At 39.3% G+C, this 18,873-nt stretch carries 20 protein-coding genes and 1 pseudogene; 18 read left to right on the top strand and 3 right to left on the bottom strand.

Translation table 11 applies throughout. The features are described 5' to 3' along the window. The 17 genes and pseudogenes from SORDD25_RS09480 to SORDD25_RS06715 form a co-directional block, all read left to right on the top strand. Positions 1–842 (top strand): UvrD-helicase domain-containing protein (locus SORDD25_RS09480; RefSeq protein ID WP_241497234.1); only part of this gene is annotated, 842 nt, incomplete at its 5' end. Next, complete coding sequence (locus SORDD25_RS09485) at positions 839–1,621, top strand: hypothetical protein (RefSeq protein WP_061853091.1); 783 nt, start codon at positions 839–841, stop codon at positions 1,619–1,621. The genes SORDD25_RS09480 and SORDD25_RS09485, both read left to right, overlap by 4 nt. Before the next feature lie 91 nt (positions 1,622–1,712). Further along, a pseudogene (locus SORDD25_RS06645) lies at positions 1,713–1,901 on the top strand (hypothetical protein); the annotation flags it as partial. 70 nt (positions 1,902–1,971) lie between these two features. Further along, a complete protein-coding gene (locus tag SORDD25_RS06650; RefSeq protein ID WP_061853093.1) occupies positions 1,972–3,051 on the top strand; it encodes a hypothetical protein in 1,080 nt (359 codons plus the stop codon). A 66-nt stretch (positions 3,052–3,117) separates the two neighbouring features. Beyond that, entirely contained in the window at positions 3,118–4,338 is a 1,221-nt protein-coding gene (locus SORDD25_RS06655) for a DNA cytosine methyltransferase (protein ID WP_061853094.1), read from the top strand. A 70-nt stretch (positions 4,339–4,408) separates the two neighbouring features. Further along, positions 4,409–5,986, top strand: coding sequence for a hypothetical protein (locus SORDD25_RS09360; protein ID WP_061853095.1), 1,578 nt, complete (start codon positions 4,409–4,411; stop codon positions 5,984–5,986). Positions 5,987–6,117: 131 nt separating this feature from the next. Then, positions 6,118–6,708: a DNA-directed RNA polymerase subunit delta gene (gene rpoE / locus SORDD25_RS06665; protein ID WP_000418415.1), complete on the top strand. Its 591-nt coding sequence runs from the start codon at positions 6,118–6,120 to the stop codon at positions 6,706–6,708. Between the two features lie 312 nt (positions 6,709–7,020). Beyond that, a complete protein-coding gene (locus SORDD25_RS06670; protein WP_061853096.1) occupies positions 7,021–8,628 on the top strand; it encodes a CTP synthase in 1,608 nt (535 codons plus the stop codon). A 120-nt stretch (positions 8,629–8,748) separates the two neighbouring features. Continuing rightward, the gene (locus SORDD25_RS06675) at positions 8,749–9,831 is read left to right on the top strand and encodes an N-acetylmuramoyl-L-alanine amidase family protein (RefSeq protein WP_061853097.1); all 1,083 of its coding nucleotides are present in this window, start codon (positions 8,749–8,751) and stop codon (positions 9,829–9,831) included. A gap of 92 nt (positions 9,832–9,923) precedes the next feature. Then, entirely contained in the window at positions 9,924–10,223 is a 300-nt protein-coding gene (locus tag SORDD25_RS06680; protein ID WP_061853098.1) for a DUF4651 domain-containing protein, read from the top strand. Continuing rightward, the gene (locus tag SORDD25_RS06685) at positions 10,220–10,537 is read left to right on the top strand and encodes a thioredoxin family protein (RefSeq protein WP_061853099.1); all 318 of its coding nucleotides are present in this window, start codon (positions 10,220–10,222) and stop codon (positions 10,535–10,537) included. Before SORDD25_RS06680 ends, SORDD25_RS06685 begins: the two co-directional genes overlap by 4 nt. A 15-nt stretch (positions 10,538–10,552) precedes the next feature. Beyond that, the gene (gene ytpR / locus SORDD25_RS06690; RefSeq protein ID WP_061853100.1) at positions 10,553–11,179 is read left to right on the top strand and encodes a YtpR family tRNA-binding protein; all 627 of its coding nucleotides are present in this window, start codon (positions 10,553–10,555) and stop codon (positions 11,177–11,179) included. 41 nt (positions 11,180–11,220) lie between these two features. Further along, the gene (locus tag SORDD25_RS06695; RefSeq protein ID WP_061853101.1) at positions 11,221–11,982 is read left to right on the top strand and encodes an SDR family NAD(P)-dependent oxidoreductase; all 762 of its coding nucleotides are present in this window, start codon (positions 11,221–11,223) and stop codon (positions 11,980–11,982) included. Positions 11,983–12,057: 75 nt separating this feature from the next. Next, entirely contained in the window at positions 12,058–12,453 is a 396-nt protein-coding gene (locus SORDD25_RS06700) for a single-stranded DNA-binding protein (protein WP_061853102.1), read from the top strand. A 156-nt stretch (positions 12,454–12,609) separates the two neighbouring features. Continuing rightward, a complete protein-coding gene (groES, locus tag SORDD25_RS06705; protein ID WP_000917327.1) occupies positions 12,610–12,894 on the top strand; it encodes a co-chaperone GroES in 285 nt (94 codons plus the stop codon). A gap of 15 nt (positions 12,895–12,909) precedes the next feature. Continuing rightward, complete coding sequence (groL, locus tag SORDD25_RS06710; RefSeq protein ID WP_061853103.1) at positions 12,910–14,532, top strand: chaperonin GroEL; 1,623 nt, start codon at positions 12,910–12,912, stop codon at positions 14,530–14,532. A gap of 136 nt (positions 14,533–14,668) precedes the next feature. Further along, positions 14,669–15,436: an epoxyqueuosine reductase QueH gene (locus SORDD25_RS06715; RefSeq protein WP_007522745.1), complete on the top strand. Its 768-nt coding sequence runs from the start codon at positions 14,669–14,671 to the stop codon at positions 15,434–15,436. 70 nt (positions 15,437–15,506) lie between these two features. Here SORDD25_RS06715 and ntdP read toward each other — a convergent pair whose 3' ends face one another. The 3 genes from ntdP to SORDD25_RS06730 all read right to left on the bottom strand — a co-directional run bounded on the left by ntdP (position 15,507) and on the right by SORDD25_RS06730 (position 17,692). Beyond that, entirely contained in the window at positions 15,507–16,040 is a 534-nt protein-coding gene (gene ntdP / locus SORDD25_RS06720) for a nucleoside tri-diphosphate phosphatase (RefSeq protein ID WP_000775318.1), read from the bottom strand. Positions 16,041–16,128: 88 nt separating this feature from the next. Then, positions 16,129–16,905: a recombination regulator RecX gene (gene recX / locus SORDD25_RS06725; RefSeq protein WP_061853104.1), complete on the bottom strand. Its 777-nt coding sequence runs from the start codon at positions 16,903–16,905 to the stop codon at positions 16,129–16,131. A 10-nt stretch (positions 16,906–16,915) separates the two neighbouring features. Then, positions 16,916–17,692: an aminoglycoside 3'-phosphotransferase gene (locus SORDD25_RS06730; protein WP_061853105.1), complete on the bottom strand. Its 777-nt coding sequence runs from the start codon at positions 17,690–17,692 to the stop codon at positions 16,916–16,918. A 55-nt stretch (positions 17,693–17,747) separates the two neighbouring features. On the opposite strand from SORDD25_RS06730, the gene rlmD reads away from it, so the two are divergent. Beyond that, positions 17,748–18,873, top strand: a 1,126-nt coding sequence (gene rlmD / locus SORDD25_RS06735; RefSeq protein ID WP_061853106.1) for a 23S rRNA (uracil(1939)-C(5))-methyltransferase RlmD, incomplete at its 3' end; no start/stop codon positions are given.

Genomic DNA, 18,873 nt, shown 5'->3' on the forward strand with positions numbered 1-18,873 from the left:
GCGATGTTTCTGAAGAAATAATAAAATCAAATTTGAAAATTTATTACAATGAGCGTCAGAGTTCTTTTGTGTTAGATGGAGGTTTATCTCATGACGATTTATTATACTTTTCATTTAAGTTAATAGAAAGATTTCCTAAAATTGGTTTTAAATTGCGTGAAATGTATAATTACATTTTCATAGATGAAGTTCAAGATACAAGTACAGAAGTTTTGAGGTTTTTTTATAATTCTGCTAGGGGCAGTTCAACAAAAGTATATTTTCTTGGGGATAAAATGCAAGAAATTTATAACAAATATGATGGTTCATTTGAAAGTGAATTTGGTGAATTTGATAGTAGCCTCTCTCAAACCTTTACCACAAATTATCGCTCTTCTAAAGAAATAGTTGATCTGTTAAATCATTTATACTTATCTGTTTCTAGGGTTCCACAGAACTCTTATATAGGTAAAAAAGGTCAATTACCTCAATTGGTCTCTACAGATAATATTGAGACGTATTTATCTAATAATAGCGAAGTTTACAAGAAGTTTTATAAATTAAGAACTGTTAATAGTAAGAGGTTCGATAACATTAATAATAGTGGGAAATCTGCTGAAGAAATCTATAAAAAATATCAGAAAATATACCCTAATAATGGTCGTATTAGTGTAATGGATGTTCTGGTTAACAGTAACTATGATGAAAATCCTGATGAGCTAATGTCTTTTCTAAGTTTGCTATTTCAAGTATTGAGTGAATATCATAATAAAAATTATGGCGAAATGATACGACTCTTAAAAAATAGTAAAAAAACTTACCTTTTGGTAAATCTATTTCAGTTTTTGATAGTAGCCTTTTGAAAATTGAATTTCATGAGGATAAGGTAAAGCTGAAAGAAAAAATGGATGTCTTTGTTAGGCTTCTGAAATCTAAGGAACCTTTAGGAATTGTAATCCAAGAATTGGTAACTAAAAAAGTTATTGGTAATGACTTTTATAAATTTATATTTTTATATGACAAAAACGGAGATTTTCTTTATACTGATTTATTTTGCTCTTCAATTGAATTATTTAAACTAATAGATGTATATAATAGAAACCCTATGGTGTCAACACAACATGGGGTTAAAGGAGAAGGACATAAAAAGATATTATTTGTAGCTGAAAATTCAAATAATCCAGGTATTAAGATATATGAGTTTCTGAACCTGTTTGCATGTTTTTATACTCAAAATAAATTTAATTTTGATAGTTTTCAACAGTTTTATTATGATTTTAATCGTGATATTTTATCACTAGAAGAGAAACTAGAAAAAAAAATAAGTAAAATTAAAGCAGGGGATAGAAAACAATACTTTGATGATTTTCAAAATATCTATAACAAGTATTTAGATAATGAATACTTTAAATTTATCTGCTTGAATCAAAATACGCTTCAATTTCAAGAGAAAACTTGTCTCGCGGATATGAAAATTATATTTAACAATAATACGGTTAGATCTGTTTTAACAGCTTACAAACTTTTTTATGTTGGTTGCTCCCGAGCTGAAGAAGAATTAATAGTATTGATTGATGCAAATCAAATTGACAATATGGAGGAATTTAAGAATTGTTTCAAACAAATTGGGTTTCAGATATAAATAAATACAAATCTGAAATTCGAATTTTTAATGGGTGTGTAGAAATTAATATTACATGATTCAAAAATGTGGAATTATAGATATACCTCAGTTAGTAGATATCCTCAATGTTAAAGATGAACTGGCCTGTCTCGATAAGAAACTACTCTCTAACGAACGCTTCGTAGCCAATACCAAACCAGAAGTCTTCCAAAAAGAACGCGACAAACAAGCCGACTATCAAGCTAAGTACGACGCGACCGTAGCGCGTATTGATGAGATGAAGAAACTCGTGAAATAAACACAGAAACACGGCTAGATGCCGTGTTTTTCTGGTATAATGAATATACAGATTCAAAGGAGAAATAACAGTGTTAACATCAGATGGAAATGAACAAGTATTAATAGGATTGTTATCAAACATTTATTTTTGGATATTTTCAATATCGATATCATCTATATTCTTGCTTTTTAAAAAGTATATCTATACTAGATTTCAAAAAATAAAAATTAAAAAAATTGATATCAGAAATGTTCCTAAATTCATTAGTGGGAATCAAATACCTGTTTATCCTGACTCAAATGATTTTATAAATTATGTAGAAAATGAACTTGTTATTAAAAATCCAAAAGATGAATTACTAATACATGAATTGGTGATTGACGACATCGAGGTTCTTGATTACTCTTATGAAGATACGATTGTACAAAAAGGTTTCGATTCCCCAAATCAAAGAGTAGACTTTGTGATGTTTAATAATGGGAATAAGTGTAGTAATCAAGTAGACTATCAGTTATTTTGTTGGTACTTGAACAGAGATAGCAATGAGAAAATACTAATTTTTGAAGATGAATCAAAAATTAAGAATTTACAAGGAGGTGATATAAAAAAAATATTTTCTATAGACCTAACAGATTATACTATAAGCAAACACTTTTCTGATGATTCTCCTGATTTTAAACAGTTGGTGAAATTGGAATTAATAAACAAGTTTACGAAAACAGTTGAAAGTGAAATTGAAATTCCTTATGTGTCATCTGGGAAATGCTTTTGTAGAAATATGGGAGGAGGTACAGTTCCGATTGATAGAACCATAATTCCGATTGTAGAATTGGTGTCCCCATATAAGCAAAAATGTTATAAATTCACAATTAATCATATGTTGTCAAAGGGTGAAAATACATTTCGGTTTAATATTTTAGTAGATGCTCCTATTTCACTAAGCTATCGAGTGAAAATCTTAAGTAATAAAAAAGAATTAGCCGTATATAGTCAAAAGCCGTTTTTCATAAAATTCCCAAAATATCAATTTGCTTACTCTACTAACGAAAACATCTCCTATTATTTAATTAAAAACGGTTTAGATGAGAGTGATTTTGAAGATGTTGAATTAAGAGAACCGTCACTAATTAATACAGTCAATGGTATTAAGCAAGAGTTTAATCTATAAAATAGTATTTATTTTCTTATTCATGTTATACTATAAAAGTCAATATTTTAGAAAGCAGGTTACTACATGACAAATTCTGTAAGTTCGAACCGACCTGAGAAGTACAACATTGCAGCTTTCTTCTCAGGTGTTGGGGGAATTGAGTTGGGATTTGAACAGACCAACGAGTTCAGAGTGGTGTATGCCAATGAATTTGATAAGTATGCGCGTCAGACTTATCAGTTAAACCACCCAGATACCTATTTGGATGGTCGTGATATTCACGATGTTCAGCCGGAGGATATTCCAGCTGAGCGCGTGGATGTAATTATGGGAGGTTTCCCTTGTCAGGCCTTTAGTATTGCAGGTTATCGCAAGGGCTTTGATGATGATCGTGGCGATCTTTTCTTTGAGTTGCTTCGTATGATTGAGGGTTGCAGACCTCGTGCTATTTTCATCGAAAACGTCAAAAACATGGTCGGTCATGACCATGGCAATACCTTCAAGGTTATTCGTGAAGCCTTGACTGAGAACAACTACTTCATTAAATGGAAAGTTCTCAACGGAAAAGACTATGGAAATATTCCACAAAACCGTGAACGTATCTACATCGTTGGTTTTGATACCAAGGAAGCTTATGACTTGTTTGAATTTCCGGAGGAAATCAAGCTGACTACTACTCTTCAGGATGTGATTAACTTTGGTGACAAGCTAGATGAGGTCTACTACTACCGTGAAGGCAAGCAGAATTTCTATGACCAGTTGAAGTTTGGAGTGACTAGCCAAGACACAGTTTACCAGTGGCGCCGTCAATATGTCCGTGAAAATAAAAACGGTGTTGTTCCTACCTTGACAGCCAATATGGGAACAGGTGGACACAACGTTCCATTGATTTTGACAGACAGTGGTGAGATTCGTAAGTTGACACCAAAAGAAACCTTTAATGTCCAAGGCTACCCTAAGTCCTTTAAAATCCCCGAAGGAGTTTCTAATGGACAGATATACAAGCAAGCTGGAAACAGCGTGGTTGTGCCCGTGATTAAACGCATAGCGGAAAATGTTGCCAAGGCTTTAAACGAAAGCCAAGGGCAGTCTCAACTTGACCGTTCAGGAAAATTTGCCATTATCTATACCAAGATGAACGGCCAGTTTGAAGGGCAGTCCTATGTCAAGGACTTTGTGGATAGCTATGACCAGGCTCTTGAGAAAATCAAGACTTATGACGATGGTTTAGTTGTTTTATCAGACGAAGAGTATTTGAGACTTGTAAAAAAACAAGGCAAACTCGAATTTTACAGTATTAATTAACGAATATATAAGAGGATTAGTGAAAAACTAATCTTCTTTTGATATACTGAAAATAGAAAAGAGGGCGCTTATGTGGGAATATCTAAAGTCTGAACAAAAAGACAAATACAAAACCTTAATTACTAACTTCGCTAGTTTGAGCCAAGCTTTCTCTCAAAAGGCAGAATCCGAAGACGAGGGACAAACAGAGAATTATGTGGCTCCGATTGTTAACTCCAAATTTCAGGAGACTGTTTTCCAGAAGGCTTTTAATGCCGTAGGGGAAGATATCGCCAATACTTCCTATGATGCTTCTGTTGTTGTAGATGAAAATCATAAATACCTAGTAGGCATCAAGTCTTTTGGGATTAATTCTGGAGACCAAAAAATTGCCCAGTTCAAGAAAGATTCTCAATCTTGGACGGACTTGTTGGGTGATATCAAGTTTCATGCAAATATTGCAACTGATAAAGAGTCAGCAGACAAGGAAAACTATCAGCGCTATGAAGAGTTAGCTCGAAAGATTGCGACTTTAAGAAACCAGAGAATCGAATCTTCTAAGGCACAAATCAAGGGTTTTAACTCGGATTCGGTCAATGTCGAAGCCGTTTACCATGTTTTGATGCCAACACCAAAGGGAGAAAATCCAAAGATTTTTGTTGGGGAGACGACTTATTTACCAGTCGATATTGATAATCTAGTCATTGAAGGTTCAACTACCAAAAACAATCCGACCAATTTTCGTTTTACGGATGGGCAACACCACTACAAGTACACCGCAGCTGACAGCCAGCTCCACATGACTTTTAACAATAAAGACATTGTGGTAGACACTTGGGACGTCCATTACATCGAAGATCCTTTTTCTCTCTTTGAAAATCTTCATTTACTGACAGCTGAAAAGGAACAATCCGATATCTTAGAAACAGTGTCTTGGGTTATCACAGACAAATATGGAAATGTAGAAGAAAACTCTGGTTTCAACGCCTTTAATGGTGGTTCAAAACTAGCTAAAAAAGACCGTCTGCCACGGATTTTTAAGATTCAGGATAAATTTAAGGACAGTTTAGCTCCAGAAGAACTAGCTTTTGTGACCTTCTCTCTGGAAGAAATCCTCTTGAAGAAATGGACCACCAGGGAAGAAAAAGCTAAGATGAAGGCTATTCGTGAGGACTTGATTCATTTTGTCCACGAGACAGGGAATGAAAAACTCATTAAAGAAATCGAACAACTCGTCTATCGTCCAGTAAGTGAAGTTTATATTCCACTGCCTGACTCCAAGAACTTCCATGATGAAAGACCAGATTTCTTTGGGCCAGGCTTCGGGACCTTTGAACCCGGCACTAAAAAACTAGCTCTACCGAAAGAGGAAAGAACCTTTAAGCTACGTTTCTTATCTTCTGGAGATGTCATCAATGCCTATATCAACCAGGAAGCTGGCAAGGCGATTCAGTCAACTGATAAGCAAGAAATTCTTGGAAATTGGATCTTGCGTGGTGTTTTCCAGTTGAAGGAACGAGAAGTATTGACAGGTCAACGACTCAATGAACTAGAAATCAACGGTATTCGATTGACCAAATTTACAAATGGCGAAATCGGGATTGAATTCATCTGGATTGATACTGAAACCCCACCTCACGATGCCATCGGCTGGGTAGCAAAGAAATAAAAAGTCCTGTCACTTTCTCCCATTTAACCTTTGACTATTCCGCAAAATTATCGTACAATAAAGAGTACATGATAAAATGAGGTCAGAGTCTGTCTGCTCTGGCGATAGTAGTAAAAATGAGGAGAAACGCTTTGGAATTAGAAGTATTTGCTGGGCAAGAAAAAAGTGAACTATCTATGATTGAGGTAGCGCGTGCTATCTTGGAACTTCGTGGTCGCGATCATGAGATGCATTTTAGCGATCTTGTAAACGAAATTCAAAACTACCTTGGAACATCAAACAGCGATATCCGTGAAGCCTTGCCTTTGTTCTACACAGAGTTGAACTTTGACGGTAGCTTCATCTCTCTTGGAGACAACAAATGGGGGCTTCGTTCATGGTATGGTGTAGACGAAATCGACGAAGAAATCATCGCTCTTGAAGAAAGTGACGACGATGAAGTAGCACCAAAAGCTAAGAAAAAACGTGTCAATGCCTTTATGGATGGTGATTCAGATGCCATTGACTACAATGCAGATGATCCAGAAGACGAAGATGCATACGAAGCAGATCCAGCTCTTTCATATGATGATGAAAATCCAGATGATGAGAAAAATGAAGTGGAAGCTTACGATGCAGAAATCAACGAAATCGCTCCAGATGACTTGGGTGAAGACGTGGATCTTAACGAAGAAGACGACGAGTTTTCTGACGATGACGCAGAAACGAGTGAAGAAGAGTAAAAGACTATACAGAGGAGATCGCCTGATCTCCTTTTTTGCTAGAGCAGGTCATTCGTTTGGATGCGGATTTTTAGTTGGTTTTCTGAAAACAATCTCCTTTTTTCATCTTTTACCCATTCGGGTTGACAAATGTTCTGCTTTAAGGTATCATATTGTTCGGGCACCTCTTTTAGAGGTCGGGGCTCCCTAGTTACTAGGGAGCTATTTTTGTTTTTCAGGAAGTTTTCTTGAAAAGTCGTTATTCATAAGGGTCTTGTTTTCTATGTCCCCTCGTAGTTAACAAGGCCTTGAGCATTTTAGAAAGAGGAATCTATGTCTACGAAATATATTTTTGTAACTGGTGGTGTGGTATCGTCTATTGGGAAAGGGATTGTGGCAGCAAGTCTGGGCCGTCTCTTGAAAAATCGTGGTCTAAAAGTAACTATTCAGAAGTTTGACCCTTATATCAATATCGATCCGGGAACCATGAGTCCTTACCAGCACGGAGAAGTCTTTGTAACAGATGATGGGGCTGAGACAGATTTGGACTTGGGTCACTATGAACGCTTCATCGATATCAATCTCAACAAATATTCCAACGTGACAACTGGTAAAATTTATAGTGAAGTTCTTCGTAAGGAACGACGTGGAGAATACCTTGGGGCAACTGTTCAGGTTATTCCTCATATCACAGATGCTTTGAAGGAAAAAATCAAGCGTGCCGCTGTAACGACTGACTCGGATGTCATTATCACAGAGGTTGGTGGAACCGTTGGGGATATCGAGTCCTTGCCATTTCTAGAGGCTCTTCGTCAGATGAAGGCTGATGTGGGTGCAGATAATGTTATGTATATCCACACAACCTTGCTTCCTTATCTAAAGGCTGCTGGTGAGATGAAGACCAAGCCTACTCAACATTCTGTAAAAGAATTGCGCGGTTTGGGAATCCAGCCAAATATGTTGGTCATTCGTACAGAAAAACCAGCTGGTCAAGGAATTAAAAATAAACTAGCTCAGTTTTGTGACGTGGCTCCAGAAGCTGTTATCGAGTCTTTGGATGTTGAACACCTTTACCAAATTCCATTGAATTTGCAGGCACAAGGCATGGACCAAATTGTTTGTGATCATTTGAAATTAGATGCACCAGCAGCGGATATGACAGAGTGGTCAGCCATGGTGGACAAGGTCATGAACCTCAAGAAACAAGTCAAGATTTCCCTCGTTGGTAAGTATGTGGAGTTACAAGATGCCTACATCTCAGTGGTCGAAGCCTTGAAACACTCAGGGTATGCCAACGATGCAGAAGTGAAGATTAATTGGATCAATGCCAATGATGTGACAGCAGAGAATGTAGTAGAGATTTTGTCTAATGCGGACGGAATCATCGTACCAGGCGGTTTTGGTCAACGTGGTACGGAAGGGAAAATCCAAGCCATTCGCTATGCGCGTGAGAATGATGTCCCAATGTTGGGTGTCTGCTTGGGAATGCAGTTGACCTGTATCGAGTTTGCTCGTCACGTTTTAGGACTTGAAGGTGCCAATTCTGCAGAGCTTGCACCAGAAACAAAATACCCTATTATTGATATCATGCGTGATCAGATTGATGTTGAGGATATGGGTGGAACCCTTCGTTTGGGACTTTATCCATCTAAGTTGAAACGTGGCTCTAAGGCAGCGGCTGCTTATCACAATCAAGAAGTGGTGCAACGCCGTCACCGTCACCGTTATGAGTTTAACAACGCCTTTCGTGAACAGTTTGAGGCAGCAGGTTTTGTCTTTTCAGGAGTTTCTCCAGACAATCGTTTGGTAGAAATTGTGGAAATTCCTGAAAATAAATTCTTTGTGGCTTGTCAGTATCACCCTGAACTTTCCAGCCGTCCAAACCGCCCAGAAGAACTATACACTGCCTTTGTCACTGCAGCGGTTGAGAACAGCAATTAGCAAAATTCTAACCTTTGAGAAGAATCTCAGAGGTTTTTTGCTTGCATATTTAGGATAAGACTTGTAAAAAAACAACATAGTGATATAATGAATTTAATAAATCCAAAAGGAGGATATGCGATGAAAAAAATCACACTAATTGGTTTATCTTTAGCAGGTCTAGCTTTACTAGCCTTCCCTTATTCAGGGCAGGCATTTGAGCTTGAAGAAGAATGGGTTATTAAGGGTGACGTTTGGTACCAAGATGGCAAAATTCTTCGATTTAACAATGGGCATGAAGTAGATATCAAAGTCTTGGATTTGCCAAAAACTGAGAAAATCGAGTGGACGGTTAGTCTCAATGGTCAAGATCAGACAGTCAATTTCCTAGGTCAAGAAAAGGACAAGTCCATGGTCGGTACAGAGGGATGTTACCTGAATTTCTATGTGCCTTATGGCTATAGAGGAGATATCAAGGTAGAAGCCAAGAGCGGAAATGAAGTAAAGACCTGGTCCACTAAAGTGGTTGATGATGTATATCATGACGGTGGAAAGAGTAGTTACTACCGTATTAGCGAATCAAATAATCAATACACCTACCTTGATACAAAATGGGACTATCAAACCAAGACTTACACTGCCACCTTACCAGAAACTACTTCCAAAGGGCAAAAAGTATTTGCTTGGGCAGACGACTATGAAGAGTTGAAACTTGAAAAACCAGGAGTTATCACTCATTCCTACAAGGGAGGAGGAGCCTTCAAAGAACTTTATCCAATTGTAAATGCAGAAAGCTGGCTAAAAAAGAATAACAGTGAAAACTGGTACTATCAAAAGCAAGGTCAATTAGTGCAGAGCGATTGGGTTTATGATAAGGGAACTTGGTACTTTATGAATGATAAAGGAGTCATTTTCAATCAAACTTGGCTTTATCAAGGTAGCAACTGGTATGCCTTTAAATCATCAGGAGCTATGATTGCTAGTGATTGGCTTTATGATCAAGGTAAGTGGTACTATTTATCAACTTCAGGAGCTATGAAAGCAAGCACTTGGGTTTATGACAAGGGAGAATGGTATTATGTAAGTTCTTCTGGTGCCATGCTAGCGAATGATTGGGTCAAAGATAATGGCAAGTGGTATTATCTAGCTTCATCAGGTAAGATGCTTCGCAATACCTACACACCTGATGGTTACTACGTTGGCAACTCAGGCGCCTGGCAATAAGAATCAGAAGTTCACTTTCCTCACCGAGGGAAGTGATTTTCCTTGCTCATATACTGCTTCCCCATTTGTCCTAAAGCTTTTTTTGTGTTAAAATGAATGGTATGAAAGCTAAGAAATTATGGATGACTGGCTTGACTGTGGCTGGTCTAAGCGCCCTTGCTTTGGGGGCTAAAAAAGCAGCAGATAACCACAAACTCATGAAAACTCAAGAAGAGTTGACCGCTATCGTGCGCGAACTTTTCTCAGGTATGGGCGAGATTGCGACTCTCTATGTTCAAGTCTACGAAAGTAGTCTAGAGCGACTCGTCGGAGGAGTCATTTTCGAGGATGGTCGTCACTATACCTTTGTTTATGAAAATGAAGACCTGGTCTATGAGGAGGAAGTCTTATGATACAACCAGCAAGTTTAGAAGAATTGGCATCTTTAGTAGAAAAAGATGGCAAGAAGGTTTTCCTTTTTGTAGCGGACTGGTGTGGTGATTGTCGTTATATCTATCCTGCCTTGCCAGAGATTGAGGTAGAAAATCCTGAATTTACCTTTATTCGAGTGGACCGAGACCAGTATATGGATCTGGCTAAACTCTGGGATGTTTACGGAATTCCTAGCCTTGTTGTGCTAGAAAAGGACAAGGAAATCGGCCGTTTTGTCAATCGTAATCGTAAAAGCAAGGAACAAATTAACGACTTTTTAGCAGGACTGAAATAGGAGAAAAAGGAAAGAATGATTTTTACATATAACAAAGAGCATGTTGGCGATGTCCTTATGATCATCGTGAAAAACAGCGGAGATGCCAAACTAGACGCGGAGCGCAAAGGCAAAGTAGCCCGTGTTTTCCTCAAAGAAAATGGAGAAACAGTAGCTTGGAATATTTTCGAAGTTTCAAGTTTGTTTGAAATTGCAGAGCGCGGTCAAGTCTTTTTATCAGATGAGCAAGTAGCTCGTTTGAACCAAGAATTGCAGGCGGAAGGCTTTGTGGAAGAAATTGTCAATGACAAAGAACCTAAGTTTGTTGTCGGTGAAATTGTCGAGATGGTAGTCCATCCAGATAGCGACCACCTCAATATCTGCCAAGTAGCAGTCGCAAGTGACGAGACAGTGCAAATCGTTGCAGGGGCTCCCAATGCGCGTGTCGGCTTGAAAACCATTGTCGCTCTTCCTGGAGCTATGATGCCTAAAGGCAATCTCATTTTCCCAGGCGAACTTCGTGGCGAAAAGAGTTTTGGGATGATGTGCAGTCCTCGTGAATTGCATCTGCCAAACGCTCCGCAAAAACGAGGGGTGCTTGAATTATCAGAAGACCAAGTTGTTGGAACTCCCTTTGACCCAGCTAAACATTGGACTGCCTAGGAAGTTGTCAGTATCTGATAGACCAGATAGAAGGAAATAAGATGGCAAAAAATGTAGTGATTACAGGGGCGACCTCAGGAATTGGTGAAGCGATTGTGCGTGCTTATCTGGAGCAGGGGGAGAATGTCGTTCTAACAGGGCGACGGACAGACAGACTAGAAGACCTCAAGTCGGAATTTGCAGAAACTTTTCCAAATCAAACAGTTTGGACTTTTCCACTGGATGTGACGAATATGGCCATGGTAAAGACTGTCTGCTCCGATATTTTGGAAACGATAGGGCAGATTGATATCTTGGTCAATAATGCGGGACTGGCTCTTGGCTTGGCTCCCTATCAGGACTATGAAGAGTTGGATATGCTGACGATGTTGGATACCAATGTCAAGGGGTTGATGGCAGTGACTCGCTGTTTCTTGCCTTCCATGGTAGCAACCAATCAAGGTCATATTATCAATATGGGGTCAACAGCAGGAATCTACGCCTATGCGGGAGCAGCTGTTTACTCAGCCACCAAGGCTGCTGTCAAGACTTTTTCAGATGGACTGCGAATCGATACCATTGCAACGGATATCAAGGTGACCACCATTCAGCCTGGAATTGTTGAAACAGATTTCTCTACAGTTCGTTTTCACGGTGATAAAGAGAGAGCTGCGTCCGTTTACCAAGGAATCGAAGCCTTGCAGGCACAAGACATCGCAGACACAGTGGTCTATGTGACCAGTCAACCTCGCCGTGTGCAGATTACAGATATGACCATTATGGCCAATCAACAAGCGACTGGATTTATGGTTCATAAAAAGTAAAAAATTTCCTCAAAAAGTTACAAATTTCTGTAACTTTTTTTATTCCTTGCGAATAGATAAGTAGGAGGAAGAAAAATGTATAATAAAGTTATCATGATTGGGCGCTTGACGTCTACACCAGAATTGCACAAAACCAACAATGACAAGTCAGTGGCTCGCGCAACTATTGCTGTGAATCGTCGTTACAAAGACCAAAAAGGAGAACGCGAAGCCGACTTTGTCCATTTGGTTCTTTGGGGGAAATTGGCTGAAACCTTGGCAAGCTACGCAACTAAAGGTAGTCTTATCTCTGTGGATGGAGAACTTCGTACCCGTCGCTTTGAGAAAAATGGCCAGACCAACTATGTGACTGAAGTCCTTGCCACAGGATACCAACTTTTGGAAAGCCGCGCCCAACGTGCTATGCGTGAAAATAACGCAGGACAGGATTTGGCAGATTTGGTCTTGGAAGAGGAAGAATTGCCATTTTAAGCATTGAAAAGTCTGAGTTAGTCTCAGGCTTTTTTATCTTGAGAAAGTCAGACTTTTTTCTTGACTATTTCTGACCAAGTGATACAATAGAACTATGAATTAGCACTCATATATAAAGAGTGCTAATAATATGTAGTTTATCATGGAGGAAAACAGATGTTGAAACCATTAGGAGACCGTGTGGTCTTGAAAATCGAAGAAAAAGAACAAACTGTTGGAGGCTTTGTCCTTGCGGGCTCAGCCCAAGAAAAAACAAAAACAGCCCAAGTTGTAGCTACTGGACAAGGTGTTCGTACCTTGAACGGTGACTTGGTAGCTCCAAGCGTGAAGCCTGGAGACCGTGTCTTAGTTGAAGCCCATGCAGGTCTTGATATCAAAGATGGCGATGAAAAGTATATCATCGTTGGCGAAGCTAACATTTTGGCGATCATTGAAGAATAGAAGGAGAAAGTAAGTATGTCAAAAGAAATTAAATTTTCATCTGATGCTCGTTCAGCTATGGTCCGTGGTGTCGATATCCTTGCAGATACTGTTAAAGTAACCTTGGGACCAAAAGGTCGTAATGTTGTTCTTGAAAAATCATTCGGCTCACCACTCATCACTAATGACGGTGTGACCATTGCCAAAGAAATCGAATTGGAAGACCATTTTGAAAATATGGGTGCCAAATTGGTATCAGAAGTAGCTTCAAAAACCAATGATATCGCAGGTGACGGGACGACAACTGCAACTGTCTTGACCCAAGCTATCGTCCGTGAAGGAATCAAAAACGTCACTGCAGGTGCCAACCCAATCGGTATCCGTCGTGGGATTGAAGCAGCAGTTGCCGCAGCTGTAGAAGCCTTGAAAAACAATGCCATTCCAGTTGCAAATAAAGAAGCCATCGCTCAGGTTGCTGCTGTATCCTCTCGTTCTGAGAAAGTCGGTGAATACATTTCTGAAGCCATGGAAAAAGTTGGCAAAGATGGAGTCATCACTATTGAAGAATCACGTGGTATGGAAACAGAGCTTGAAGTCGTTGAAGGAATGCAGTTTGACCGCGGTTATCTATCACAGTACATGGTGACGGATAGCGAAAAAATGGTGGCTGATCTTGAAAATCCATACATTTTGATTACTGACAAGAAGATTTCCAATATCCAAGAAATCTTGCCGCTTCTAGAAAGTATTCTTCAAAGCAATCGTCCACTCTTGATTATTGCAGATGATGTAGATGGCGAAGCTCTTCCGACTCTAGTATTGAATAAGATTCGTGGAACCTTCAACGTAGTAGCAGTTAAGGCACCTGGCTTTGGTGATCGTCGTAAAGCGATGCTTGAAGATATCGCTATCTTGACAGGCGGAACTGTTATCACAGAAGATCTTGGCCTTGAGTTGAAGGACGCTACTATTGAGGCGCTTGGTCAAGCAGCGAGAGTAACTGTGGACAAAGATAGCACTGTTATTGTAGAAGGTGTGGGAAATCCTGAAGCTATTTCTCACCGTGTTGCGGTTATCAAGTCTCAAATCGAAACAACAACTTCTGAATTTGACCGTGAAAAATTGCAAGAACGCTTGGCTAAATTGTCAGGTGGTGTCGCAGTCATCAAGGTTGGAGCTGCAACTGAAACTGAGTTGAAAGAAATGAAACTCCGCATCGAAGATGCCCTTAACGCTACTCGTGCAGCCGTTGAAGAAGGAATCGTTGCAGGTGGTGGAACTGCTCTTGTCAATGTCATTCCAGCTGTCGCAGCCTTGGAATTGACAGGTGATGAAGCAACAGGACGCAATATTGTTCTCCGCGCCTTAGAAGAACCTGTTCGTCAAATCGCCCACAATGCAGGATTCGAAGGATCAATCGTCATCGATCGCTTGAAGAATGCTGAGCTTGGTACAGGATTCAATGCAGCAACTGGTGAGTGGGTTAATATGATTGAAGAAGGGATTATCGACCCAGTTAAAGTAAGTCGTTCAGCCCTACAAAATGCAGCCTCTGTGGCTAGCTTGATTTTAACAACAGAAGCAGTCGTAGCCAATAAACCAGAACCAGCAGCCCCAGCTCCAGCAATGGACCCAAGCATGATGGGCGGGATGATGTAAGCTTTCGCTACGAAGCAATTCTTAAGAAACACAAAAGGAGGGAATACGAATCCCTCTTTTTATTACACTTTTAAAAAATAGGTTTGAGCTGGTTGGTGATATATGGTAAAATAACTAATAGTAAAAGGAGAAGAACATGATTGATGTAGAAGAAATTCTGAGCAAGATGAATCCCAATCAGAAGATTAATTATGACCGTGTCATGCAGAAAATGGTTCAGGTTTGGGAAAAAAATGAGGAACGTCCAACTATTCTCATGCATGTTTGCTGTGCTCCTTGTAGTACCTACACCCTCGAGTACTTGACCAAATACGCTGATGTGACTATCTATTTTGCCAATTCCAATATCCATCCCAAGGCAGAATACCACAAGCGAGCTTACGTCACCAAGAAATTTGTCAGTGATTTCAATGAGCGAACAGGCAATACAGTCCAGTACCTAGAAGCTCCCTATGAACCCAATGAATACCGGAAGTTAGTCAGAGGACTGGAAGAAGAACCTGAAGGTGGTGACCGTTGCAAGGTTTGTTTTGACTACCGTCTGGATAAAACAGCACAGGTAGCTATGGACTTGGGCTTTGACTACTTTGGTTCAGCTTTGACCATCAGTCCCCATAAGAATTCTCAAACCATCAACAGCATCGGAATTGATGTGCAAAAGATTTATACCACCCACTATCTTCCAAGTGATTTCAAGAAAAATCAAGGTTACAAACGTTCAGTGGAGATGTGCGAGGAGTATGATATCTATCGTCAATGCTATTGTGGATGCGTCTATGCAGCTCAAGCCCAGAACATTGATCTTGTTCAGGTTAAGAAGGATGCCACGGCTTTCCTGTTAGATAAGGATGTTGAAAAAGATTATTCCCATATCAAGTTTACTGTCACTAAATTAGATATATAGCAATTAACCCAGCTTCTAGGCTGGGTTTTTCAAATAAAAAAACCAGGGCTCTCACCCCGGCTTGACAACTTTACCGATTCTTTAGTTCTATGTAGCGTTTGTACCAAATGTTGACATAGGCCTCTGAAAAAGGACCACGTCCATTGTTGATCCAATCAACAAGGATTTTAACATGTTCTTTCAAAATATAGTCTAAATCATCAGAATACTTCATTTTGCGTTTATGGCGCTCATACTCTTCAACGTCCAAGAGACGCTTTTCGCCATCAGTGAAGACCTTGACATCCAAATCATAATCAATGTATTTCAGGGCTTCCTCATCTAGATAGTAGGGGCTGGCCATATTGCAATAGTAGGAAATCCCATTATCGCGAATCATAGCAATGATATTAAACCAATATTTTTTGTGAAAGTAAACAATAGCCGGTTCTCGAGTCACCCAACGACGACCGTCACTTTCGGTAACAAGTGTGTGGTCGTTGACGCCAATAATAGCGTTCTCTGTTGTTTTTAGTACCATGGTGTCCCGCCAAGTACGGTGAAGACTCCCATCATGCTTATAACTTTGAATTGTAATAAAGTCGCCTTCTTTTGGAAGTTTCATAACTAACCAACTTTCTACAATTTATAAGTTTATCGTTTACTATTATATCATAAATCGGTCTATTTTTTTTGAATTTTACACGAAAATATTAAAGATATTCTCTGAGAGCACTGGCTATATCCGAAAAATCATAGCCTTTTCGAGCTAAAACTTGGGTTAAACGCTGTTTAAGTTCGTATCCTTCATGCTTTCGAGCATACTTAGCATATTGTTTGTCTAACTCTTTAAAAATAAGTTCTTGAGTCGTTTCTTGGTCGACTTGACTGTCCAAGTCATCAAAAGCACTTTTAGCATCAGCATAGGAGAAGCCCTTGTTAGTCAAGTTTTGAATAATCTTATCTTGCAAGCCACGAGCAGGAAGTTTTCCCGTGTATTTTTTAAGCAGTTTCTCTGCAATACGTTGAGCAACTTCTGAAAAATCAAAAATCTTTAAAACATCATAAATAGTTGATTTAGCAATCCCTTTTTGAGATAGTTTTTGAGCTAGCACATAAGGTCCCTTATCTCCAGAAAGTTGATTTGCATTGATGATAGAGTAGGCATACTGACGATCATTAATCCAGTTGTCTTCTTTAAGGTTAGCGATAACTTGACTAGTTATTTTTTCATCAATATCATACTTTTTCAGATACTCTCGCACTTCCTTTTCAGTGCGGGTTTTGAAGGATAAATGGTAGAGAGCAAGATTTTTGCCATAAGAGAACTGGGCAAAGTCCTGAATCTCGGTCAGTTCCTCTTTGCTAATGACCTTATCTCGAGACAGCATAAAACGGACAATTGTATCTTCAGTAATATAAGAGGTTTGCTGATGATCTAGCTCCATCAGGTAGAGGCGTTTTTTCTTTTCAAGTTTTGTGATTTTCATGGTTTAACTTTTATCCAAATGCTTCAAAGGCAGCAACGAGTCGAAGTTTGTTGGTGTCGACCTCTTCTCTGCCGTAATAGTCAAGAAACAGTTCAGCGTATTTAGGGTTATCTAGGTTATAGTTTAGAGACCAAACTGCCCAAAAGAGATCGATATGACGATCACTAAAATCAGCCAAGTCCAGATCAATAAAGCAAGAGAAACGGCTAGCATCTTTTAGAATAAAGTTTGGTAGATAGGCATCACCGTGAATAAAGGCATCAGTCTTTAATAGGTGTCCTTGTTCTTGGATAAGTTGGAAGGCCTCTTCGCGACTATTAATCTGAAATTGGGGTAGGAGGGCCTTGGCATAGAATTCGCCTTTTTCATAGTTTTTCAAAGCTCTATCTTTATAGGTTTGTAAATGATTTTCTGATGGAAAATTGTGTGGGTGTAAGTTGTGAAGTTTTTTAAGGGCATGTGCCATGGTTCGGCAAATTATTTCTGGCTGATCCAGAAAGGCAAGGGTATCTTTGCCAGGCGCTTCTTTTGTTAAAAGGTAGTCTTTATCTGTTGATAAGTAGTCGATAACTAGAGTTCCCAGTCCTTTGGTTTCAAACCACCTTGCAATGGCAGCTTCTCGCTCTAATCTTCTCTTTTGATCAATTTTCAAATAGTAACCTGAATCAAGAAAGAGAACCGTTGCGCCTGAATGAGAAGAGCTGTCAGAAAGGGTTGCTCCCTCTATATAAGTTCGTAATTGCTCAGGAAAATCCAATGGGGAAATATGAGATGTCTTTGTATTCATGTTTTTATTGTAACATATTCTTAACCATTGAGAAACTACGTGGTATAATAGACTTATGAATCTAAAAGTCAAACAAAAAATACCTTTAAAAATCAAGCGGATGGGGATCAATGGTGAGGGAATCGGTTTCTACCAGAAAACCCTCGTTTTTGTGCCAGGCGCCCTCAAAGGAGAAGACATCTATTGTCAGATTACTTCTATTAAACGCAACTTTGTTGAAGCAAAATTACTCAAAGTAAATAAAAAGTCCAAATTCAGAGTAGTCCCAGCTTGTACGATTTATAACGAATGTGGCGGATGTCAAATTATGCATCTCCACTATTATAAACAATTAGAGTTTAAAACGGATCTGCTCCATCAAGCTCTGAAAAAATTTGCCCCTGCGGGATATGAAAACTATGAAATCCGTCCAACTATCGGAATGCAGGAACCAAAGTACTACCGTGCTAAGCTTCAATTCCAGACTCGAAAATTCAACAATCAGGTCAAGGCAGGTCTGTATGCGCAAAACTCTCATTACCTCGTAGAGTTAAAAGACTGCTTGGTACAAGATAAGGAAACCCAAGTGATAGCGAATCGCCTAGCTGAACTTCTTACTTACCATCAAATCCCCATCACCGATGAGAGAAAAACGCTCGGCGTTCGCACCATCATGGTACGCAGAGCGAGAAAAACGGGACAAGTCCAGATTATCATTGTCACAAATCGCCAGCTCAATTTAAATCAACTAGTCAAAGACCTCGTCAAGGAATTTCCAGAAGTCGTCACAGTTGCAGTCAATACAAATACAGCAAAAACAAGTGAAATCTATGGCGAAAAGACGGAAATTATCTGGGGTCAAGAGAGTATCCAAGAAGGAGTACTTGACTATGAGTTTTCCCTCTCCCCTCGAGCTTTCTATCAGCTTAATCCTGAGCAGACAGAAATTCTCTATGAAGAAGTAGTCAAGGCTCTGGATGTCAGTAAAGAAGACCATCTGATTGATGCTTATTGTGGAGTCGGGACAATTGGGTTCGCATTCGCGAAGAAGGTCAAGAGTCTCAGAGGGATGGATATTATTTCAGAAGCCATTGAAGATGCTAAGCGAAATGCTAAAAAAATGGGATTTGACAATACTCATTACGAAGCGGGGACAGCAGAAAAGATTATTCCACGCTGGTATCAAGAAGGTTACCGAGCAG

The organism is Streptococcus oralis, from assembly GCF_001579525.1.
GTDB lineage: Bacteria > Bacillota > Bacilli > Lactobacillales > Streptococcaceae > Streptococcus > Streptococcus oralis_M.